Origin of the sequence: Laribacter hongkongensis DSM 14985 (genome assembly GCF_000423285.1) — a bacterium.
In the GTDB taxonomy this organism is placed as follows: domain Bacteria; phylum Pseudomonadota; class Gammaproteobacteria; order Burkholderiales; family Aquaspirillaceae; genus Laribacter; species Laribacter hongkongensis.
The window spans coordinates 72,778-94,591 of record NZ_AUHR01000011.1 but is presented as its reverse complement, the minus strand read 5'-3'; the positions used below and the strand labels follow the sequence as shown (position 1 = coordinate 94,591).

Below are 21,814 nucleotides of genomic sequence, written 5' to 3'. Positions count from 1 at the left end.
TTCAGCGTACCAGCCGGACGAGATCGGACAGGCGGTTGAGCCGGTGGTCGACGTAGGCCGGCCGGCGTGGCTCTCCGGGGGCCAGCCAGACGGTGTTGAGCCCGAGGCGCTTGGCGGTTTTCAGGTTGTCGGCGCTGTCTTCGATCATCCAGCTCTGGCCGGGCCGGGCCCGCAGGCGGGACAGGACGGCGCGAAAGCCGTGCGGGGACGGCTTGGGGGCAAAGCGGATGTGTTCCAGTCCGAACTGGGCGCTGAAATGCCGGTCGATGCCGAGCCGGGTGAGGACGGCCGCGCAATAGTGTGCGGGCCCGTTGGACAGCAGGACCTTGCGTCCGGGCAGGCGGGCGAGTGTCCAGGCCACCTGCGGATCGGTTTCCACCAGGGGCAGCAGGTCTTCCAGCGGATGGGTGTGGCGCAGGAAGTGCCGGGGATCGACGCCGTGATGGCGCACGAGCCCGGTCAGCGTGGCACCGTAGCGGGTCCAGTAATGCTGGCGCAGCCGGTTGGCAGCGTCTTCGTCAACGTGCAGGTGGCGGATGATGTAGTCGGTCATCATCCGGTTGATGTGGGGAAACACGCCGGGGCTGGCGTGATGCAGGGTGTTGTCGAGATCGAAAATCCACAGCATTCTGGGTGAACCGGCGGCGCAAAAGCCGCCAGTGTACGCCTGCTAGCGGCAGCCCATGGTGCTGCATCCCATCACGTACTGGGTCAGCGAGTCGATGGCGATCTGTTGCTCGGCCAGGGTGGAGCGCACCACGTCGCCGATCGACACCATGCCGATGACGCGGCCGTTGTCGGCCACCGGCAGGTGGCGGATGCGTTTGTCGGTCATGATGGCCATGCACTGGCTGGCTGGCGTGTCCGGGTGGACCACGATGACGCGTTCGGTCATGACGGCCGTGACCGGCGTGCCGGACGACTGGCGGCCCTCAAGGATCATGCGCCGGGCGTAGTCGCGCTCGGAGAAGATGCCGACCAGCCGGGGGCCGTCCATGACCGCCACGGCACCGATGTCGTGTTCGGCCAGTTTTTGCAGGGCCTGGAACACGGTGCAGTCCGGTGAAACGGCGATCAGTGGCGGCTGGTTCTTGTCTTGCAGCAGCTGGCGGACGGTGGCGGACATGGCGCACTCCCTGGGGGTGACGGAGATTTCACTATAGGGAGGCGCCGCTGCGCTTTGCCAGTCAGGCTGCGCGGATCATGGTGCCGACACCGGCTGCGGTCAGGATTTCCAGCAGCAGCGCGTGCTTGACCCGGCCGTCGATGATGTGGACCGACTCCACTCCGCCGCGGGCTGCGTCCAGTGCCGAGCTGATTTTCGGCAGCATGCCGCCCGACAGGGTGCCGTCGGCAAACAGTGCGTCGATGCTTTTGGCGGTCAGGCCGGTCAGGAGGTTGCCGTCGCGGTCGAGTACGCCCGGGGTGTTGGTCATCAGCACCAGCTTGGATGCCCCCAGCGTTTCGGCCAGCTTGCCGGCCACCAGGTCGGCATTGATGTTGTAGGCCATGCCGTTCGGGCCGACGCCGACCGGTGCGATCACCGGGATGAAATCCTGCGTGTCCAGCAGCTGCACCACCTGCGGGTCGATGCTGTCGACCTCGCCCACCTGGCCGATATCGACGCCCTCGTCGCTGCCGTCCTGGATGTAGAGCTTGCGGGCGCGGATGAAGTTGCCGTCCTTGCCGGTCAGGCCGATCGCCTTGCCGCCGGCCTGGTTGATCAGGCTGACGATTTCCTTGTTGACGAGGCCACCCAGCACCATTTCGACCACGTCCATGGTTTCCGGATCGGTCACGCGCATGCCGGCCACGAACTCTCCCTGCTTGCCCAGCCGGCCCAGCAGGTCGTTGATCTGCGGGCCGCCGCCGTGTACCACCACCGGATTCATGCCGACCAGCTTGAGCATGACCACGTCGCGGGCAAATCCGGCTTTCAGCTCCGGGTCGGTCATGGCGTTGCCGCCATACTTGATCACGATGGTCTTGCCGGCAAAGGCACGGATGTAGGGCAGGGCTTCGGCGAGGATGGCGGCCTTGTTCTGGGCGTCTGCAAGCAGCATGGTTCAGGCTCCTGGCGGGGTATGTATGTCGGAAAGATGAAAATTCTATCCGCATTTATGTAAAAAGTGCGGTGCAATATCTGCTTGCCAAGGCAGATGGTGCGGGCGTCAGGTCAGCCAGTGTGACAAATATGCTTCATGCCTAATGAAAAGTTGGTCATTTACTTGAGGATTCCGGTCCGGCGCGGCACCATGTGGCACTTTTTCCGCTTCAGGCCGTTCGCATGGAACACGATACCGCCCCTCGCTGGGAGCGTCGCAAGGCTTCCCGCCCCGACGAAATCCTCGATGCTGCCCTGCCGCTGTTTGTCGAGCGCGGCTATGCCGCCACCAAGATCGAACACATTGCCCAGGCCGCCGGCGTCACCAAAGGCACGCCGTACCTGTACTTTGAAAACAAGGCGGAAATCTTCAAGAGCGTGGTCCGGCGCGGGCTGGTGCCCCTGACCCATTCCTGCGAGGCGCTGGCGCTCGACCGCAGCCGCCCGGCACGCGAGCGCCTCTTCGGTGCCGTCCGCCTGTGGGTCGAAGCCGTCGACTGTGCCGGCGGCGGCGGGCTGGTGCGGCTGATGCTGGCCGAAGCCGGCAACTTTCCCGAACTGTCGCGCTTTTATTTCGACGAAGTGGTCATGCCGACCCGCAGGCTGGTGCGCCAGGTACTGGCCGAAGGCGTGGCCAGCGGCGAATTCCGTGCCAGCCTCAGTCTTGACCACGCCACGGAAATCCTGATGGCGCCGGTCATGATGGCGTTGTTGTGGCGCCACTCGTTCCCGCAGTTTGAATCGACCCGCCACGACATCGGCAGCCATTTGCAGCAACTCGACGATCTTCTGGCGCTTGGCCTGCTGGCCCGTGCGCCGTCTGCCTGAAACCTAGCCATGACCATTTCCCTGACCCGAATCTGTCTGGGCGGCCTGCTGGCTGCCTCCCTCGCGGGCTGCGGCGACAAGCCGGCCGCCCAAGAAGAAACCCGTCCGGTACGCACCACCCGCGTGGCTGCGACCGACACGGCAGACATCCAGCGCTATACCGCCGAAATCCGGCCGCGCCACGAATCGAAGCAGAGCTTTCGCGTGCCGGGCAAGATCGACGCCCGGTTGGTCGAAGTCGGCCAGCAGGTCGGTGCCGGAGCACCGCTGGTGCGGCTGGACCCGGCCGACATCGGGCTGGAACTGGCCGCCAAGCGCGCCCAGCTTGCCGCCGCCCGCAGCGACTACACCCAGCAGCAGACCGACCTCGTGCGCTACCGCGAGCTGCTGGGCCAGCAGTTCATCAGCCAGGCCGACTTTGACCGCCGCCAGAACGGCGTGACCGTCGCCCGCGAAAAACTGCGCCAGGCCGAAGCCGACCTCGGGGTCAGCGCCAACCGTCAGGCCTATGCCACGCTGACCGCCGAGCGCGCCGGTATGGTGACCTACGTCGACGCCGAGCCGGGACAGGTGGTGCAGGCCGGGCAGGTGGTGGTCAAGGTGGCCGTGCCGGGCGAACTGGAAGCCGTGGTCAACGTGCCGGAAGCGCGGCTGGCCGAATTCCGCACCGCAGAGGCCTACACCGTGCAGCTGTGGGCCGGTGGCCGGCAGTACCCGGCGCAGCTGCGCGAACTGTCGCCGGACGCAGATGCGGCCACCCGCACCTATACCGCCCGCCTGACGCTGCGCCAGCCCGATGCCGACGTGCGCCTGGGCATGAGCGCCAGCGTGGCGGCCCGGGGCCGCGCCCCCGAAAACGCCGTACCGCAGCTGCCGCTGTCGGCCATTCTCGACGAAGGCGGCAAGCACTACGTCTGGGTGCTGGACGGCCAGACCCCGCGAGTGAAAAAGCGCCAGGTCAGCCTCGGCCGGGTTGATTCCAGACAGGCCGAAGTCAGTTCCGGGGTGAAACCCGGTGAAGAAATCGTCACGGCCGGTGTGCACCTGCTGCGCGACGGCATGGCCGTCAGGCGGCTGGCCAGCGCCGCACCGGGAAAGCCGGCACTGGCCACCGGCCAGGAAAACGGCAAGGCAGGTAACCAGTAAATGCGCGGCGTCAATCTTTCCGAATGGGCGCTGAAAAACCAGTCGCTCACCCGCTACCTGATCGTCGTCCTGCTGCTGGCCGGTGTCTGGGCCTATGGCAAGCTCGGCCAGAAGGAAGACCCGGAGTTCACCTTCAAGGCCATGCTGGTACAGGTGCAGTGGCCTGGCGCCACCGCCGAAGAGGTGGAGGCACAGGTCACCGACCGCATCGAGAAAAAACTGCAGGACATGCCCGAGCTGGAGTATGTCAAGAGCTTCTCCAAGCCCGGCGAGGCGCAGTTCATCCTCTCTACCCACGAGCACCTGCGCGGCCGCGACGTGGCCGATACCTGGTACCAGGTCCGCAAGAAGCTCGGCGACCTCAAGGCCACCGGCGGCCTGCCCGCCACCATCAAGGGGCCCTTCTTCAACGACGAGTTCGGCGACACCTTCGGCAACATCTATGCCTTTACCGCCGACGGCTTCAGCTACGAAGAACTGCGCCAGTACGTTGACCATGCCCGCCAGCAGGCCACCCGCATTCCCGACGTCGCCAAGGTGGAGATCATCGGCGAACAGGCGGAAAAGGTTTACGTCAGTCTTGATACCGCCAAGATCGCCAGCCTCGGGCTGGACCTGTCGGGTATCTGGAATGCCGTCGCGGCCCAGAATGCCGTCGAGGCCGCCGGTATCTACCACACGCCCGGCGAGCGTTTTTTCGTGCGGGTGGAAGGTGCCTACGACACCGCCGCCGCCGTGGCGGCCACGCCGATCGCGGCCGGTGGCCGGGTGCTGACGCTGGGTGACATTGCCACGATCGAGCGCCGTTTTGTCGATCCGCCGTCGTTCAAGGTGCACTTTGACGGCAAGCCGGCGCTGGCGCTGGCCGTATCGATGAAAAAGGGCGGCGATGTCATCAAGCTGGGCGAGTCGCTCAACGCCTTTGCCGCCGAGATGCGCGCCACCATGCCGGTCGGCATCCAGATCGACGCCGTCTCCGACCAGCCCAAGGTGGTGCAGAACGCCGTCGGCGAATTCATGCGCTCGCTGGTCGAGGCGGTGGTGATCGTGCTGGCCGTCAGCTTTGTCAGCCTCGGCCTGCGTACCGGCATCGTGGTGGCGCTGTCGATTCCGCTGGTGCTGGCCATCACCTTCCTGCTGATGCTGGTGTTCGGCATCGAGCTGCAACGCATTTCGCTGGGGTCGCTGATCATTGCGCTGGGGCTGCTGGTGGATGACGCCATCATCGCGGTGGAAATGATGGCGCTGAAGCTCGAGCAGGGCTGGACGCGCTTTCGTGCCGCCACCTTTGCCTATACCAGCACGGCCTTTCCGATGCTGACCGGCACGCTGATCACCGCCGCCACCTTCCTGCCGGTGGGGCTGGCGCGCTCCAATGCCGGTGAATACACCTTCAGCCTGTTTGCCGTGGTGTCGATCGCACTGATCGTGTCGTGGCTGGTGGCCGTGGTGTTCACGCCCTACCTCGGTTTCCTGATCCTCAAGGAGCATCCGGGCGTAACCCACGGGGATGCCGAGCACGATGTCTACAACAAGCCCTTCTACCAGCGCTTCCGCCGGATGGTGGTGTGGTGCCTTGACCACCGCAAGACCGTGATTGCGCTGACGCTGGGGGCATTTATGCTGTCGCTGGTGTCATTCAAGCTGTTCGTGCAGCAGCAGTTTTTCCCGTCGTCCAACCGGGTGGAGCTGCTGGTGGACATGTGGCTGCCGCAGGGTGCCAGCTTTGCTGCCACCGAGCGCGAGGTGAAAAAGCTGGAAGCCGCGCTGAGGCACGACAAGGGCGTGGCGTCGGTCACCAGTTACATCGGCAACGGCAGCCCGCGCTTTTACCTGCCACTCGACCAGCAGCAACCCAACCTCAACTATGCGCAGCTGATGGTGATGACCACCGACGACGCCGCGCGCGAGCAGGTCAAGCACAAGATCGAGTCGCTGTTTGAAAACGACTTTCCGACGGTGCGCGGCCGGGTGGTGCGGCTGGAAAACGGCCCGCCGGTCGGTTATCCGGTGCAGTTCCGCGTGATGGGCGACGACCATGCCACCGTGCGGCAGATTGCCGGCCGGGTCGAGGCCATGGTGCGCGCGCATCCGGATTCGCGGCACGTCAACAACGACTGGGGCGAGCAGGTGCGCGCGCTGCGGCTGAAGATCGACCAGGAACGCGCGCGTGCGCTGGGCATCAATCCGCAGTCGGTGGCACGCCAGCTCGGGCTGATGATTTCCGGTGCCGGCGTGACCGACCTGCGCGACCACGACCGCACGCTGGAAGTGGTGGTCCGGCTGTCGGGCAACGAGCGCCAGGACATCGACGCCCTGCCGGGACTGATGCTCCAGACCGCCAGCGGACGCATGGTGCCGGTGGCGCAGGTGGCCACCATTGAGTACGTGCCGGAAGAAAGCATCATCTGGCGCCGCAACCGGCTGCCGACCATTTCGGTGCGGGCCGACGTGCGCGACGGCGTGCAGGCGTCCGACGTGGCAATCAGCCTGTGGCCGCAGATGCAGGCACTGGAAAAGACCCTGCCACCGGGCTACCACATCGAACTGGGCGGTTCGCTGGAGGCCAGCCAGAAGTCGCAGAAGGCCATCGGTGCGGTGCAGCCGCTGATGCTGGTGATCGTCATGACCCTGCTGATGATCCAGCTCAAGAGCTTCAGCCGCAGCGTGCTGGTATTCCTGACCGCACCTCTGGGCCTGATCGGCGTCACCCTGTCGCTGATCCTGTTCCACGCACCGTTCGGTTTTGTTGCCATGCTCGGCGTGATTGCGCTGGCCGGCATGATCATGCGCAACAGCGTTATCCTGGTTGACCAGATCGAGCACGACACCCGCGATGGCATTCCGCCGTGGGAAGCCATCGTCGGCAGCACCGTGCGGCGCTTCCGCCCCATCATGCTGACGGCGGCGGCGGCCATCCTCGCGATGATTCCGCTGACCCGCAGTACCTTCTGGGGACCGATGGCCGTGGCCATCATGGGCGGTCTGTTTATCGCAACGGTGCTGACCCTGTTATTCTTGCCCGCTCTTTATGCCGCATGGTTCCGCATCCAGCGGCCCCCGGTTAACGACTAAAGGATGGTTGTCGTGAAGTTGCGCCTGTTCCGACCGATTGTGACCTGCTCGCTGGTGCTGGCCAGCGGGATGGCCTGTGCCACCGACCTCATGCAAGCCTGGCAGGCGGCCCGCCAGTTCGACTCCGTCATTTCCAGCGCCCGGGCCCAGCGCGAAGCCGGCATCGAAAAACGTACCCAGGGCCGGGCGCCGCTTTTGCCGCAGCTGGGTGCTTCGGGCAGCTATACCCGGACGTTTCCCGACCAGCCGGCTGCCGTACCCGACTATCACACCAGCGTGATGGGCGGGCAGGTGACGCAGGTGCTGTTCGACTGGGCCAAGTTTGCCGGACTGGCCATCGGTGACCAGCAGGCGCTGATCGCCGATGACCAGCTGACCGCCGCCGAGCAGTCGCTGATCCTGCGGGTGGCGCAGGCGTATTTTGACGTGCTGCTGGCGGAAAATTCGGTCACCTACGCCCAAGGTGCCAAGGAAGCCTTTGCCCAGGCGCTGGCACAGGCCAAAAAGAGCTTCGAGGTCGGCACCGTCACCATCGTCGACACCCGCGAAGCGCAGGCCAACTACGACAGTGCAGTGGCCGTGGAAATCCAGGCGCTCAACACGCTGGCGGTCAAGCGCAACGCTTTCCAGCTCCTGACCGGCCTGCCGGCCACCGGCCTGAAGCCGCTGGTGGACAACCTGCCGCTGAGCCAGCCGCAACCGAATGACGTGTCGGCGTGGCTGGCCGGCATCGAGAACGGCAACCTTGACGTGCTGATCCGGCAAAAGCAGCTGCTGATAGCGCAAAAATCCATCGAGGTCAGCCGCTCCGGCCACCTGCCCACCGTCAGCGCCAGTGCCGGCTGGCAGAAAACCGCCAGTAACCAGATTTCCGGCTCGCCCGGCGGCAGCGACAGCGAAGGCAAGACGGCCGGCATCAGCATCACCATTCCGCTGTTTGCCGGCGGTGGCGTGCAGTCGCAGGTGCGCGAAAAGGCCGCCTTGCGCGATGCCGCCCGTGATGACCTGGAAACCGCGCGCCGGACGGCAGAGCAAAGCGTCCGCACGGCGTATCTGGGCGTGACGGCCGGTGCCGCGCAGGTCATGGCGCGCCAGAACGTGCTGACTTCCAGCGAAAGCCAGCTGGCAGCCACCCGGCTGGGAATGGAGGTGGGCGTGCGTACGCTGCTGGACGTACTCAATGCCGAGCAGAAGGTATTCCAGGCCCGCCGTGACCTTGCCGAGGCCAAGTACACCTACCTGCTGGCCAAGTTGCAGCTGGCCCAGGGTGTGGGCCGGCTGACCCCGGAGGAGCTGGCCGTGCTGAACCGCCTGCTTGCCGGTGAGGGCTGATCTCTCGGCCCTGCCGTTGTCCGCAATCCTGTCGCCCGGCCGTGTGCCGGGCGTTTGCATTCCGGCGCCTGCCGGCTGCTCCGGGCAGGACATTGTCCGCGCAGCCGGTCGCCATGCCGGTCAGAGACCTGCCGGCGCCGGCCTGGCTGCTTCCGGAAGGAACACCAGCTGAAATTGGCCTACCGGGGGCAGGGCAACCAGCCGCCGGGGCATGCCCAAGGGGCGCAGCGGCTGAGCTTCCCTGTCCTGTCACGAGGGCGCCTGTCGCCTGACATGGCTGACGGCTGCCTGGCCCGGCTCGAGGCCAGCAGTGAAACCATCCTGTCGGACGGGCCGTGGTGCCATGCCAACCCGGAGGAAGGGGGCATGACACTGGAGATCATGTTCGACACGCCCGGGCAGGATGCCGCGTGTAGCTGCCGCTCCGCCAGGGCGCCCCGGGACGAGTGGCCGGCCGCCGGGAGACGGGGCATTACCGCTGACGGTATGGACACAGGACGCAAGCAGGTTCGCCCGTTGCAGATCCTGTCGTGCCGCTGCCGCACGCTGGGGACCGGCAGCCTGCGGACCGTATCCGCCGCCAGCCATGCCTGCCTGATACGCAGACCTTCCGGGGCGACCGTGCCCGGCCTGTCGGCGTCGTACCACAGGAAGACGGCAAAACCCGGCAGCCGGTTCGGCTTCCGGAGACCCGCTGCCTACACTCCAAGTCAGGTCCGCCGCAATGCGGCGGCGGTACGTTGTCCGGGTCCTCCGTCCAGTTCCGGCGGGCCGGTTTCCGAGGAGAAAGCCCATGTCGTCCCCTTTGACCGAACGCCGCCAGCAGGCCACGCCGCGCGGGGTGGCAGTCCTGTGTGATTTTTATGCCGACCGGGCCTGCAATGCCGAACTGTGGGACGAGCAGGGCCGGCGCCACATCGACTTTGCCGGCGGCATCGGTGTCCTCAACAGCGGTCACCTGCACCCGCAGGTAGCCGCCGCCGTCCAGGCGCAGATGCAGCGCTTTTCGCACACCTGCTACCAGGTCGTGCCCTATGCGCTGTATGTCGAGGTGGCCGAACGGCTCAACGCACTGGTGCCGGGTCCCCACGCCAGGAAAACCGCCTTTTTCACCTCCGGCGCCGAAGCAGTGGAAAACGCCGTCAAGATTGCCCGGGCCTACACGGGCCGTTCCGGCATGATCGGCTTTTACGGCGGCTATCACGGCCGCACCAACATGACGCTGGGCCTGACCGGCAAGGTCGCACCTTACAAGCTCGGTTTCGGGCCGTTTCCGGCCGAGGTCTACCACGCGCCTTATCCCAACACGCTGCACGGCATCAGCGAATCCGAAGCGCTGGCCGGGCTGGAGCGCCTGCTGCGCTGCGACATCGATCCGTCCCGGGTAGCGGCCATGGTGATCGAGCCGGTGCAGGGCGAGGGCGGCTTTTACATCACGCCGCCAAGCTTTTTGCAGGCCCTGCGGCGGATCTGCGACCAGCACGGCATCGTCCTGGTTGTTGACGAAGTGCAAAGCGGCTTTGCCCGCACCGGACGCTGGCTGGCCATCGAACATTCCGGCGTGGTGCCTGATCTGGTCACGCTGGCCAAGTCGCTGGCCGGCGGACTGCCGCTGTCGGCCGTCACCGGGCGTGCCGACATCATGGATGCGCCGGCTCCCGGCGGACTGGGCGGCACCTATGCCGGCAGCCCGCTGGCGCTGGCGGCGGCCAGGGCCGCCCTTGACGTCATCGAGTCGGAACAGCTGTGCCAGCGGGCCGAAGTGCTGGGCGCCCGCCTCTACACCTGCCTGCACGAACTGGCAGCCGTCGTGCCGCAGCTTGCCGACGTACGTGCGCTGGGCGCCATGGTGGCGGCTGAGTTCCTTGATCCGGCCACGCGGATGCCGGATGCGGCCTTTGCCAGAAGCGTGCAGCAGATTGCCATGGAGCACGGGCTGATCCTGCTGACCTGCGGCATGCATTCCAATGTGCTGCGCTTCCTGTTTCCGCTTACCATCGAAGACCCGGTTTTCGATGAAGCGCTGGCCATCCTGTCTGCCGCCATGCGGGCAGCGGCCAGCGCCCGCCAAGGATGAATCCATGCTGAAACTCAATGATCCCGGCCTGCTGGCCGACCGCTGCCTGATCGGCGGCGAGTGGTGCGCGGCAGACGACGGTGCCACGCTGGCCGTTACCAATCCGGCTACCGGCGCCGTGCTGGCGCGGGTGCCGAAAATGGGCCGTGCCGAAACCCGCCGCGCCCTCGAAGCCGCCGAGGCGGCCTGGCCGGCCTGGCGCCGCCGGACCGCCAAGGAGCGGGCCGTCATCCTGCGCCGCTGGTTTGACCTGGTGACGGCATATGCCGACGATCTGGCTGTCATCCTGACCGCCGAACAGGGCAAGCCGCTGGCCGAAGCCAAAGGCGAAATCCTCTATGGCGCCAGTTATCTCGAGTGGTTTGCCGAAGAGGCCAAGCGTGTCTACGGCGACACCATTCCCGCACCCGGCGCCGACCGGCGCATTGTCGTGACCAAGGAACCGATCGGGATCTGCGCTGCCGTCACGCCGTGGAATTTTCCCAACGCCATGATCACCCGCAAGGTCGGCCCGGCCCTGGCGGCCGGCTGCCCGATCGTGCTCAAGCCTGCCAGCCAGACGCCGCTGTCTGCGCTGGCGCTGGCGGTGCTGGCCGAACGCGCCGGGGTGCCGGCCGGGGTGTTCAGCGTCATCACCGGCGCGGCCGGTGAAATCGGTACCGAGCTGACCGGCAGCGCCATCGTGCGCAAGTTCAGCTTTACCGGCTCGACCGAGGTTGGCCGTCAGCTGATCGCCCAGTGCGCCGGCACGGTCAAGAAGGTCTCGATGGAGCTGGGCGGCAACGCGCCCTTCATCGTGTTTGACGATGCCGACCTGGATGCCGCAGTCGAAGGGGCGCTGGCCAGCAAGTACCGCAATGCCGGCCAGACCTGTGTGTGCGCCAACCGGCTGTACGTGCAGGCGGGAGTCTACGAGGCATTCGCCGCCAAACTGGCCGCCGCTGTGGCCGACCTCAAGGTCGGGGACGGCTTCGGGGCCGGCGTGACGCAGGGGCCGCTGATCGACGAGGCCGCCGTACGCAAGGTGGAAGAGCATGTGGCCGATGCGCTGGCGCATGGCGCGCAGTTGCTGGCCGGTGGCCGGCGGCATGCGCTGGGCGGCACCTTTTTCGAGCCGACGGTACTGACCGGGGTCACGCAGTCGATGCGGGTGGCGCGCGAGGAAACCTTCGGGCCGCTGGCGCCGCTGTTCCGCTTTGAAACCGAAGCCGAAGTGATCGCCATGGCCAATGCCACCGAATTCGGGCTGGCCAGCTATTTTTACAGCCGTGACATCGGCCGTATCTGGCGCGTGGCCGAGGGGCTGGAGTACGGCATGGTGGCGGTCAACAGCGGCCTGCTGTCCAACGAAATGGCACCGTTTGGCGGCGTGAAGCAGTCCGGCCTCGGGCGCGAAGGCTCCCGCTACGGCATCGAGGACTATCTGGAAATCAAGTACCTGTTGCTGGGCGGACTGGCTGGCTGAGGTCGCAACGGCCTTGCTTGAGGATCTGCGCCGGAGCGCGGCCAGGGCGGGAGCAGACCGGGTTGAACCCGGACCGGAAGTGTCCGCACAAGCGCATGTGTCCTGTGCAACACCCGCCTTGACCGGCTGTGATTTACAGCGATGAAAGCGACCCCGTATCGCTTCAGGCTACTGCCGCAACGATTGACTGCACTCCGTGCCCATGGCCGGGTGTTTCGAGATCCGATTCCTGTGAGTGCAGTGGACGAACAGCAAGTTTCGCTGGGTCAGTTCATCCAGTACGGCTTGCCTGCACACGATGGCTTTGTCATTCTCACTGGCGTCGGAAACTCCGGCGGATACCCGGTTGCAGGGTGCTGGTCTGACCGGCAGTCACCACGCCTGCCGCAATACAGAAAACGCCGCACATTACAGGATGGGCGGCGTTTTGGTTGGCATGGCCGGTCCGGCGGGGCAGGCCGGCCCGGTCATGTGTACGGCCGGTCGCAGCAGTGCTGCCAGCTCTCACAGGCCGCAGGGATCGACGTCGATGCTCCAGCGCAGGTGGCGGCCAAACGGTTTGGCCAGTGCCGGCGCGTATTCGGACAGGGCGGCCAGCATGGCCCGCAACGGTGGCCGGCGGTCGGCCTGGACCAGCAGCTCGGCCCGCTCGCGGCCTTCCAGCCGCGTCAGGGTGGCCGGCATGGGGTCGAATACGGTCACGCCGTCGATCAGCGGCAAAGTGGTGGAGATTTGCTGCAAAAATTCCATGGCATCGCTGCGTTGCGGGGCATCGGCGCGCAGCACGAACTGGTGGCAGAACGGCGGAAAGCCGGTCTCCTGCCGTTCCTGCAACAGGCTGGCGGCAAACCCCGGGTAGTCGTGCCGCACCAGCGCCTGGTACAGCGGGTGTTCCGGCAACTGGGTCTGGACCCACACCGTGCCGGGGATGCCGGCCCGCCCGGCGCGGCCGGCGACCTGCAACAGCTGGGCAAACAGCATTTCGCTGGCGCGGAAATCCGGGCTGTAGAGGCCACCGTCGACGTTCAGCGCCACCACGGTCGACAGTGCCGGGAAATCATGGCCCTTGGCCAGCATCTGGGTGCCGACCAGCACGTCCACCTCTCCGGCGTGGACTTCGCGATAGATGTCGTCCCAGGCATCGCGGTGGCTGACGGTATCGCGGTCGATGCGGCGGATGCGCGACCCCGGCAGCAGCTGGTGCAACGCCGCCTCGATGCGCTGGGTGCCCTGGCCCAGCGGCTTGATGTCCGGGTTGCCGCAGTCGGGACAGGCCAGCGGGATGGCCTCGTTGTGACCGCAGTGATGGCAGCGCAGCCGCCGTTCGCGCAGGTGCAGCACCAGCTTGACCGCGCAGTGCGGGCAACCGGCAATCCAGCCGCAGTCAGCGCAGGCCAGCGCCGGGGCATAACCGCGCCGGTTGACGAACACCATGCTGATTTCACCACGCTGGCGTGCGCCGACCAGCGCCTGGCGTGCCGGTGGGGACAGCCCGTCCTCCAGCGGCAGGCGGCGGATGTCGATCAGCCGCACTTCGGGCAGGCTGGCGCCGGTGGCCCGCCGGGTCAGTTCGATCAGCCGGTAGCGACCGTCCCGGGCGTGCTGCCAGCTTTCGAGGCTGGGCGTGGCCGATCCCAGAATCACCGGCACGCTGGCCTGGTGCGCGCGCCATACTGCCAGATCGCGTGCCGAATAGCGCAGGCCGTCCTGCTGCTTGAAGCTGGCATCGTGTTCTTCGTCCACCACGATCAGCCCCAGGTCCGGCAAGGGGGTGAACACCGCCAGCCGGGTGCCGATCACCAGCCGGGCCCGGCCCTGCCATGCCGACACCCAGGCCTCGCTGCGGGCGCGGTCCGGCTGGTGGCTGGTGAGGATCGCCATCGGCGTGGCCGGAAAGCGGGCGCGGAAACGTGCTTCCAGCTGCGGCGTCAGGTTGATTTCCGGCACCAGTACCAGCGCCTGGCGACCGGCGGCCAGCGTGGCTTCGATCCGGCGCAGGTAGAGCTCGGTCTTGCCGCTGCCGGTGACGCCGAACAACAGGGCCGGCGCAAAACCCGACTCCGGCAAGGCAGCCAGCGCCGCATCCTGCTCCGGAGTCAGCGCCGGGCGCGGGCCGGTTTGCAGCGCCGGCGCGCCCCGTTCGACCGTTTCCACCCGGCCGGTCGCCAGCCAGTCGGCCAGCTGGCGTGCGGCTTGCGGGTGCAGTGCCCGGGCCGCCGACAGCGGCAGGTCGCTCGCCTGCAAGGCGGCAAACAGGGCGCACTGGCGCGCTGCCCGGGTCGGCGGCGGGATATCCCGCCCGGCTGGTGTCAGGCGATAGACCGGATCGGCATGCGGCACAAAAGCCCGGGTTTCGCGCAGGGCCGGGGGCAGGGCCGTGAACAGCGCCTGGCCGAACGGGCAGGCGTAATAACCGGCCGCAAAGCGCACCAGCGCCAGCCAGTCGGCCGGCAGCGGCGGCAGTTCGTCTGCCAGCGGCACGGCCTCACGCGGAGTAAAGTCGCCCGCTTCACCGGGGCCGGTGACGATGCCTGCCAGCCGGCGCGGTCCGAACGGCACCTCGACCCGGCTGCCGGCCGGCAGGCTGACCGGTGCGGCGTAGTCGAATTCACGGGCCAGCGGCACATCCAGTGCCACCCGGAGCAGGATCGGATCAGACATCGTCAGGGCGGAGAAAGGCAGGGAGCGGCAGTGTGGCGCGCAAAGCAAGGGTTGTCGAGGCGGCTGGTGACGGGGCTGCCCACCGGTTTTTGTAAATGACAAAGCTATCGTGTGCAGGCAAGCCGCACTGGATGAGCTGCCCCAGCGAAACTTGCTGTTTGTCCACGGCACTCGCCGGAATCTGACCGCAAAACACCCGGTCATGGGGCTCGGAGTGCGGTCCACCTTTGTGGCAGTAGCCTGAAACGATGTTGAGTGGTTTTGTTTTTGTAAATCAATGGTATTGACGTCTGCGCGCGTACTGTCAGCTGTCTGTTCGCATTGTGTTGCCACCTGTGCCGGCCTGCGCAAAAACGCCCCGGCAGGCCGGGGCGTATGGCAGACGGCAGAGTGGTGTCAGCCGTGATACGGCCGCGACAGGCGCTGCACGGCTTCGACAAACGCGGCGGCGTGTTCCGGCGGTACGGTCTGGCCGATGCCGTGGCCGAGGTTGAACACGTGGCCGCTGCCGCTGCCGTAGGCGGCGAGGATGCGGGCGACTTCGGTTTCAATCGCGGCTGCCGGCGCGTGCAGGGCCACCGGGTCGAAGTTGCCTTGCAGGGCCACGCGGTCGCCGACGCGACGGCGGGCGTCGCCGATGTCGGTGGTCCAGTCCAGTCCCAGTGCATCGGCGCCGGTGTCGGCCATGGCTTCCAGCCACTGGCCGCCGCCCTTGGTGAACACGATGACCGGCACGCGACGGCCTTCGGCCTCGCGGTTGAGGCCGGCAATGATGCGCTGCATGTAGGCCAGCGAGAATTCGCGGTAGGCCGCATGCGACAGGGCACCGCCCCAGGTGTCGAAAATCTGCACTGCCTGCGCGCCGGCAGCGATCTGGGCGTTCAGGTAGTCGATCACGGTGTCGGCCGTCACCGACAGGATGTGGTGCAGCAGGTCCGGCCGGCTGTAGGCCATGGTCTTGATGGTGCGGAAGTCGCTGGAGCTGCCGCCTTCCACCATGTAACAGGCCAGCGTCCACGGGCTGCCGGAGAATCCGATCAGCGGCACGCGGCCGTCCAGTGCCTTGCGGATGGTGGATACGGCATCGGTGACGTATTTCAGTTCGGTGCCGACGTCCGGCTTGCACAGGCGGCGGATGTCGGCCTCGTCACGCAGCGGACGCTCGAATTTCGGGCCTTCGCCCTCGGCAAAATACAGCCCCAGCCCCATGGCATCCGGCACGGTCAGGATGTCGGAGAACAGGATGGCGGCGTCCAGCGGGAAGCGTTCCAGCGGTTGCAGGGTCACTTCGCACGCCAGTTCCGGCGACTTGCACAGGGCAAGGAAATTGCCGGCGCGGGCGCGGGTGGCGCGGTATTCCGGCAGGTAGCGGCCGGCCTGGCGCATCATCCACACCGGGGTGTAGTCAGTCGGTTGACGCAGCAGGGCGCGCAGGAAGGTGTCGTTCTTGAGGGCAGTCGTCATGCGTGGGGCCAGAAGCGGAGGGCGGAAAATGACGGGATTATACGGTATTGCCGCCGTGTGTCCGACGCAGGCGCCGCATCGTCCACTCGCCCAGCGCGTCCAGGTACCAGTACACCACCGGCGCCACCACTAATGTCAGCAAGGTTGACGTCACCAGGCCGCCGATGATCGCGTGCGCCATCGGCGCGCGGGCCTCGCTGCCTTCACCCAGTGCCAGCGCCAGCGGCAGCATGCCGAAGATCATGGCAAAGCTGGTCATCAGGATCGGCCGCAGCCGCACCTGGCCGGCTTCGACAATTGCCGCGGCCTTGTCCATGCCGGCGGCGCGGGCGTGGTTGATGAAGTCGATCAGCAGGATGCCGTTCTTGGCCGCCAGCCCCATCAGCATGATGATGCCGATCACCGAAAACAGGTTCAGCGTGCTGTGCCACAGCAGCAGCGCCACAAAGACGCCGATGAAGGCCAGCGGCAGCGACACCATGATCGCCAAGGGTTGCAGGAAGCTGCGGAACTGGGCGGCCAGGATCATGTAGATGAAGATGACGCCGATGGCCAGCGCCTGCACCGCATAGCCGAACGACTCGGCCATGTCCTGCTTTTCGCCGCCGAAGTCGAATGCATAGCCCGGCGGCAGCGGCGTGGCGTCGAGGATTTTCTGGATTTCGGCAAACACCGCCCGGCTGTCGCTGCCGGCCAGATTGGCCGTCAGGCTGACTTCGCGCGACTGGTCGTAACGTTCCACCCGCTGCGGTGTGGTGCCGGATTCGATGCGGCTGATCGCCGACAGTGGCGTCATGGCGGCACTGCCGGCCTCGTTGCGGTTGCCGGCAATGGTGAGCTGGTCCAGCAGGTCGGCCGTGCGCGCGTCCTCGGGGATTTGCAGGCGCACGTCGTAGTTTTCGCCGTCCGGCGCCTCCCATGTGCTGGCCACCTTGCCGGCAAACAGCACGGCAAAGGTGTCGGCCAGCCGGGGCAGGTTGATGCCCAGACCGGCTGCCGCCTCGCGGTCGAGCGCCACGTTGTAGGCCGGCGTGCGGTCCTGCACGCTGGTTTCCACATCGGTCAGCCCCGGCAGCCGGCCCAGCTGTCCGGCCAGCCGGGTGGCCAGCGGTTCCAGCGTGGCAAAGTCGCTGCCACGGATGCCGATGCGGACCGGCTTGCCGCCGCCGCCGGGGCCGCCCTCGGCGCTGATGCTGTCAAGCTGCACGCCACCGATGCTTTCCACATGCCGGCGCATCAGCGGCATCAGCGCAAAGATGCTGCGGTTGCGTTCGGCCTTGGGAGACAGGTAGACGCGCAAGGTGGCCTGGTTGCGGCCTTCGGCAAAACTGCCGGCAATGTTGGTGTAGACGTCACGGACTTCCGGCAGCTGGCGCAGGGCCGCCTCGACCGCGCGGGTCTTGCCGGCGGTGTAGTCGAAAGTGGAGCCCGGTGCCGTGCGCAGCTTGATGGCCACCCGGCCGGCATCGGTCCTGGGCATGAATTCGGCGCCGATGACCGGCACCAGCGCAAAGCTGGCCAGCAGCAGGCCGAGCGCCAGTGCCAGCGTGGTCTTGCGGTGGGCCAGAACCCAGCGGATCAGCCAGATGTAGGCCGTGGTAACGTGGTCGAGCGAGCGCTCGAACGCATCCAGCACCCGCCCGAACACGCCGCCCTTGTGACGGTCGCCGTGCCGGTGCGGATCAGGCCAGACCGATGACAGCATCGGGTCGAGGGTGAAGCTGACAAACAGCGAAATCAGCACGGCCACCACCACGGTCAGGCCGAACTGCTGGAAAAACTGGCCGATGATGCCGCCCATGAAGCCGATCGGCAGGAACACGGCCACCACGGTCAGCGTGGTGGCGAGTACCGCCAGCCCGATTTCGTGCGTGCCGTCCAGCGCTGCCTGCCGGTGGCTCTTGCCCATGTTGGCGTGGCGGACGATGTTTTCGCGCACCACGATGGCGTCGTCGATCAGCAGGCCGATCGACAGCGACAGTGCCAGCAGGGTCATGACGTTGAGGGTGAAACCGGCCAGCTTGAGGGCAAACAGGGTGCCGATCAGGGCGATCGGCAGCGTCAGCCCGGTAATCACCGTGCTGCGCCACGAACCGAGGAACAGCCACACGATCAGTACCGTCAGCAGCGCACCCTCGAACAGGGTGGCGCGCACGTTGGCAAGGCTCAGGCGCACCTGTTCGGCGGTGTTGCGCAGCACGGTCACGCGGGTGCTGGCCGGCAGGGCCGACTGCATCGAGGCCAGTGCTGCCTTGACTGCCTCGGCGGTGGCCACCACGTTGGCGCCGCGGGCGGCGGTGATCTCGATGGCCAGAGCCGGCGTGCCGTTGACCAGCGCCAGGCTGCTGCGCTCCTCTGCCCCGTCGCGCACGGTGGCGACATCGGCCAGCAGGATGCTGCGGCCTGCCCGGCTGGCGACCACCAGTGAATTGAAATCGCTGATATTGCCCAGCCGGTTGTCGACCCGCAGGCTGATGTCCTGACCGCTGGCGCGCACGCGGCCGGCCGGGGTGTCGAGGTTGTCGCGGTTGAGCGCTTCGACCACGTCGCTGGCCGCCAGTCCCAGTGCCTGGAGGCGTACCGGGTCAAGGTCGATGCGGACTTCGCGCCGGCTCAGGCCGACCAGCTTGACTTCACCGACCCCGCCCACCTGCATCAGGCGCTTTTTCACCTGCTGGTCGGCGAGGGTCGACAGCGCCACCGGCGTCAGCATGGACGAGGCCAGCGCCAGGGTCATTACCGGGTCATCGTTGGGATTGGCGCGGCTGACGGTCGGCGGATCGACTTCCCGGCGCAGGCGACCGGTGACGGTGGCGACCCGGTCGCGCGCGTCCTGCACGGCAACGGTGGGATCGGTGGCAAGGTCGAACTCGACCACCACGATCGAATTGCCCTCGAACGAATACGAGCGGATGTGCTTGACGCCGCTGATGGTGTTGACCGCCTCTTCGATCGGGCGGGTGACTTCGCTTTCCACCACCACTGGCGAAGCACCGGGATAGCTGGTGCTGACCACGGCGATCGGAAAGCGCACGTCGGGAAATTCTTCCACTGCCAGCCGCTGCCAGGAAAACAGTCCGAGCACGGCCAGCGCGGCCATCACCATGGTGGCCAGAATGGGATTGTCGACACTGACACGGGTCATCCACATGGTGCCGGTCCCTTACTGTGCCAGCCGGACGCGGTCGCCGGGCTTGACACCCAGCGTGGCCGACAGCACGACCGGCGTACCGGCAGCGATGCCTTCGACCGCCACCAGCTTGCTGACCGGATCACGCAGACCGGTCCTGACCGGCTGCCTGACCAGCTGCTGTCCGCGGACGGCCAGCACCCACGGTGCCTCGCCGGCATCACGGAGGGCGGCCAGCGGCAGGCTGGCGGCTTCGGTACTGGCCAGTGTCAGGGTGCCTCGGGCGTACTGGCCGGCGGGCAGGCGGCCGTCGCGGTTGTCCACCCGCAGGAACACCGCATGGCTGCGGGTAGCGGCATCGGCGACCGGGTTGATGCGGACCACGCTGGCCGTGAACGGCTGCTGGCCGCCGTCCAGCACCAGCCGGGCCGGCTGGCCGATGGCCACGCGGGCAATGTCGCGGGCCGGCACGCGGGCCGTGACTTCCAGTGTCGACAGGTCGGCCAGCGAAAACAGCGGGGCATGCCGGTTGACCGACTGGCCGGGGTCGATCTGGCGGGCAGTGATCACGCCGGCAAACGGGGCGCGCACGCGGGTGTCGCCCAGCGTCTTGCGGGCCCGCGCCAGCAGGGCGGCCTGGGCGTCGATCTGCGTCTGGCTGACGCGGTAGTCGTTTTCCAGCTCATCCAGTGCCAGCGGTGAAATGAAACCTTCCTGCGCCAGCTGGCGCTGGCGTTCGAGCTTTTTGCCGGCCAGCTCCAGCCGGGCACGGCGCGCTGCCAGTTCGGCGGCTTTTTCGTCGATCTGCCAGCGGGCATCCTGCGGGTCGATTTCTGCCAGTACCGTACCGGCCGCCACGCGCTCGCCTTCGCGCACGAACACCTGGCGCACCATGCCTTCGACTTCGGCGCTGACCACGGTGGCGTTGAGGGCGGCCAGCGGGCCCGAGAGCGGCAGGCTGTCGGTCAGCGTGGCCTGGCGGACATGGGCGAGGTCTTGCGGGACCAGCTGGCGGACGGGGGATGCCGGAGCGGCGGGAGTGGCCGGGCGCTGGCAGGCGGTCAGCAGGGCGAGCGCCAAGAGGCCGGCAAGAAGGCGGAAGGGCAGCATGGATCGTGTCGACGGGCAGAAAAAACGCCTGCCCGGATTGGGCAGGCGCGTATGGTGCGCGTTTCGTCAGGATAAGACAACGGGATGGAATCAGCGGATGTCCATTCCTGCCGGTGGCCGGACTTCGTTGGGCAGGAGCACCCACAGGCGGCCGGACTGCTTCATGCGGCCGGCGGTTTCTCCGGCTTCGCGGCCAAAGCCCCAGAAGAAGTCGGCGCGTACGGCGCCCTTGATGGCGGTGCCGGTATCCTGGGCCGCCATCAGCCGGTTGAGCGGGGCACTGCTGTTGGGGCGGGTGGTGGACAGCCATACGGGTGTGCCCAGCGGGATGTAGCGCGGGTCGATGGCGAGGCTGGCTTCGCCGGTCAGTGGCAGGCCCATGGCGCCGATCGGGCCTTCGCCGGTATCCGGCAGCGGGCGGAAGAACACGTAGCGCGGGTTGGCGGCGTACAGCTCGGGCAGACGTTCGGGATTGCGCCGGGCCCAGTCCTGGATGCCCTGCATCGAGGCCTGGTGGGATTTCAGCTCGCCTTTCTGGATCAGGTAGCGGCCGATCGACTGGTAGGGATAGCCGTTGTGGTCGGCAAAGCCTAGCCGTACGAAGCTGCCGTCGGCCAGCTGTACGCGGCCGGAACCCTGGATTTGCAGGAAGATGGCCTCGATCGGGTCGTTGACCCAGACTAGGGCTTCGGCCGGGCTGGGGCCTTTGCCGGCAGCAATGTCGGCTGCGGTGTAATAGGGTACCAGCCGGCTGCCGTCACGCCGGCTGCGCTGTAACGGGCCGGTGCTGCTGACGGTTTGCAGTTCCGGCGGGCGGCTGACCAGATCGCGTGGCGGAGCGTACAGCGGGACTGTGGACTGTGCTGTGCGCTGGCGGCTGCCGGTCAGCATCGGTTCGTAATAGCCGGTGATCAGGCCGGTGGCGGCGCTGCCGCTGGACAGTTGCCACACGGTGAAGCGCTGGGCGAAGTAGTCGCGGATGGCCTGCGGGTTCTGGCCGTCCACGCGCTGGGCCGCCTGGCAGGCGGATTTCCAGTCGGCACGCTTGGCCAGCGTGCGGCACGACACCAGCCATGCCTGCCAGCCGGGGCGCGGATCGTCCTGCTGCCATCCGGGCAGGTCGTTGAAGCTGGCGCGGGTGTAGCGGGCGGGTTCGGCGGGGGTACCGGGAGCCGGCGTACCCGGAGCGGGTTTCTGGGTGGCACATGCTGCCAGCAGCAAGGGCAGCAACAGCGTGGCAAGACGGCGGACAGACATGAGGTGTAACGCTCGGAACAAGGCAAAGGCAGGATTGTAGACCGGGAGGATTGCCGTTGTCCGGCAGCGATGATGAGCAGGATTGCACTGCCGGATGCCTTGCCGGCGCGGCTATCCGCTCGTCTGAGCCGGGGCTTCGGGCGGGGTCGATGCCCATGTACCGGG

At 66.9% G+C, this 21,814-nt stretch carries 14 protein-coding genes; 6 read left to right on the top strand and 8 right to left on the bottom strand.

The annotated features are described in order from the left end of the window. Position 1: 1 nt before the first annotated feature. The 3 genes from G542_RS0110690 to argB all read right to left on the bottom strand — a co-directional run bounded on the left by G542_RS0110690 (position 2) and on the right by argB (position 2,063). Positions 2-628 (bottom strand): pyrimidine 5'-nucleotidase, encoded by a 627-nt coding sequence (locus tag G542_RS0110690; RefSeq protein WP_012698274.1) that lies wholly within the window; start codon positions 626-628, stop codon positions 2-4. Between the two features lie 42 nt (positions 629-670). Next, positions 671-1,126 (bottom strand): CBS domain-containing protein, encoded by a 456-nt coding sequence (locus tag G542_RS0110685; protein ID WP_012698273.1) that lies wholly within the window; start codon positions 1,124-1,126, stop codon positions 671-673. Between the two features lie 61 nt (positions 1,127-1,187). Continuing rightward, the gene (argB, locus tag G542_RS0110680) at positions 1,188-2,063 is read right to left on the bottom strand and encodes an acetylglutamate kinase (RefSeq protein WP_012698272.1); all 876 of its coding nucleotides are present in this window, start codon (positions 2,061-2,063) and stop codon (positions 1,188-1,190) included. Positions 2,064-2,287: 224 nt separating this feature from the next. On the opposite strand from argB, the gene G542_RS0110675 reads away from it, so the two are divergent. The 6 genes from G542_RS0110675 to G542_RS0110650 all read left to right on the top strand — a co-directional run bounded on the left by G542_RS0110675 (position 2,288) and on the right by G542_RS0110650 (position 12,027). Next, positions 2,288-2,932, top strand: coding sequence for a TetR/AcrR family transcriptional regulator (locus G542_RS0110675; RefSeq protein ID WP_012698271.1), 645 nt, complete (start codon positions 2,288-2,290; stop codon positions 2,930-2,932). A 9-nt stretch (positions 2,933-2,941) separates the two neighbouring features. Further along, positions 2,942-4,078 (top strand): efflux RND transporter periplasmic adaptor subunit, encoded by a 1,137-nt coding sequence (locus G542_RS16660; RefSeq protein ID WP_012698270.1) that lies wholly within the window; start codon positions 2,942-2,944, stop codon positions 4,076-4,078. Beyond that, positions 4,079-7,153: an efflux RND transporter permease subunit gene (locus tag G542_RS0110665; protein ID WP_027824104.1), complete on the top strand. Its 3,075-nt coding sequence runs from the start codon at positions 4,079-4,081 to the stop codon at positions 7,151-7,153. Between the two features lie 12 nt (positions 7,154-7,165). Continuing rightward, positions 7,166-8,485, top strand: coding sequence for a TolC family outer membrane protein (locus G542_RS0110660; RefSeq protein WP_162142355.1), 1,320 nt, complete (start codon positions 7,166-7,168; stop codon positions 8,483-8,485). 793 nt (positions 8,486-9,278) lie between these two features. Continuing rightward, on the top strand, positions 9,279-10,562 hold the full coding sequence (gene gabT / locus G542_RS0110655; protein ID WP_027824102.1) for a 4-aminobutyrate--2-oxoglutarate transaminase: 1,284 nt from the start codon (positions 9,279-9,281) through the stop codon (positions 10,560-10,562). A 4-nt stretch (positions 10,563-10,566) separates the two neighbouring features. Beyond that, on the top strand, positions 10,567-12,027 hold the full coding sequence (locus G542_RS0110650) for an NAD-dependent succinate-semialdehyde dehydrogenase (RefSeq protein WP_027824101.1): 1,461 nt from the start codon (positions 10,567-10,569) through the stop codon (positions 12,025-12,027). A 504-nt stretch (positions 12,028-12,531) separates the two neighbouring features. Here G542_RS0110650 and G542_RS0110645 read toward each other — a convergent pair. From G542_RS0110645 to mltA, 5 genes are all read right to left on the bottom strand, one after another. After that, entirely contained in the window at positions 12,532-14,688 is a 2,157-nt protein-coding gene (locus G542_RS0110645; protein ID WP_012698264.1) for a primosomal protein N', read from the bottom strand. Positions 14,689-15,084: 396 nt separating this feature from the next. Then, complete coding sequence (hemE, locus tag G542_RS0110640) at positions 15,085-16,152, bottom strand: uroporphyrinogen decarboxylase (protein WP_012698263.1); 1,068 nt, start codon at positions 16,150-16,152, stop codon at positions 15,085-15,087. A 37-nt stretch (positions 16,153-16,189) separates the two neighbouring features. Further along, complete coding sequence (locus tag G542_RS0110635) at positions 16,190-19,303, bottom strand: efflux RND transporter permease subunit (RefSeq protein WP_027824100.1); 3,114 nt, start codon at positions 19,301-19,303, stop codon at positions 16,190-16,192. A gap of 12 nt (positions 19,304-19,315) precedes the next feature. Beyond that, entirely contained in the window at positions 19,316-20,392 is a 1,077-nt protein-coding gene (locus tag G542_RS0110630; protein WP_027824099.1) for an efflux RND transporter periplasmic adaptor subunit, read from the bottom strand. A 90-nt stretch (positions 20,393-20,482) separates the two neighbouring features. After that, on the bottom strand, positions 20,483-21,649 hold the full coding sequence (mltA, locus tag G542_RS0110625; RefSeq protein WP_027824098.1) for a murein transglycosylase A: 1,167 nt from the start codon (positions 21,647-21,649) through the stop codon (positions 20,483-20,485). Positions 21,650-21,814: the final 165 nt, after the last annotated feature.

Coding starts and splice junctions, on each gene's coding strand:
- G542_RS0110650 (WP_027824101.1), top strand. CDS start 10,567: ATGCTGAAACTCAATGATCCCGGCCTGCTGGCCGACCGCTGCCTGATC.
- argB (WP_012698272.1), bottom strand. CDS start 2,063: ATGCTGCTTGCAGACGCCCAGAACAAGGCCGCCATCCTCGCCGAAGCC.
- G542_RS0110685 (WP_012698273.1), bottom strand. CDS start 1,126: ATGTCCGCCACCGTCCGCCAGCTGCTGCAAGACAAGAACCAGCCGCCA.
- G542_RS0110675 (WP_012698271.1), top strand. CDS start 2,288: ATGGAACACGATACCGCCCCTCGCTGGGAGCGTCGCAAGGCTTCCCGC.
- G542_RS0110665 (WP_027824104.1), top strand. CDS start 4,079: ATGCGCGGCGTCAATCTTTCCGAATGGGCGCTGAAAAACCAGTCGCTC.
- gabT (WP_027824102.1), top strand. CDS start 9,279: ATGTCGTCCCCTTTGACCGAACGCCGCCAGCAGGCCACGCCGCGCGGG.
- G542_RS0110690 (WP_012698274.1), bottom strand. CDS start 628: ATGCTGTGGATTTTCGATCTCGACAACACCCTGCATCACGCCAGCCCC.
- G542_RS16660 (WP_012698270.1), top strand. CDS start 2,942: ATGACCATTTCCCTGACCCGAATCTGTCTGGGCGGCCTGCTGGCTGCC.
- G542_RS0110645 (WP_012698264.1), bottom strand. CDS start 14,688: ATGTCTGATCCGATCCTGCTCCGGGTGGCACTGGATGTGCCGCTGGCC.
- G542_RS0110635 (WP_027824100.1), bottom strand. CDS start 19,303: ATGTGGATGACCCGTGTCAGTGTCGACAATCCCATTCTGGCCACCATG.
- mltA (WP_027824098.1), bottom strand. CDS start 21,649: ATGTCTGTCCGCCGTCTTGCCACGCTGTTGCTGCCCTTGCTGCTGGCA.
- G542_RS0110630 (WP_027824099.1), bottom strand. CDS start 20,392: ATGCTGCCCTTCCGCCTTCTTGCCGGCCTCTTGGCGCTCGCCCTGCTG.
- hemE (WP_012698263.1), bottom strand. CDS start 16,152: ATGACGACTGCCCTCAAGAACGACACCTTCCTGCGCGCCCTGCTGCGT.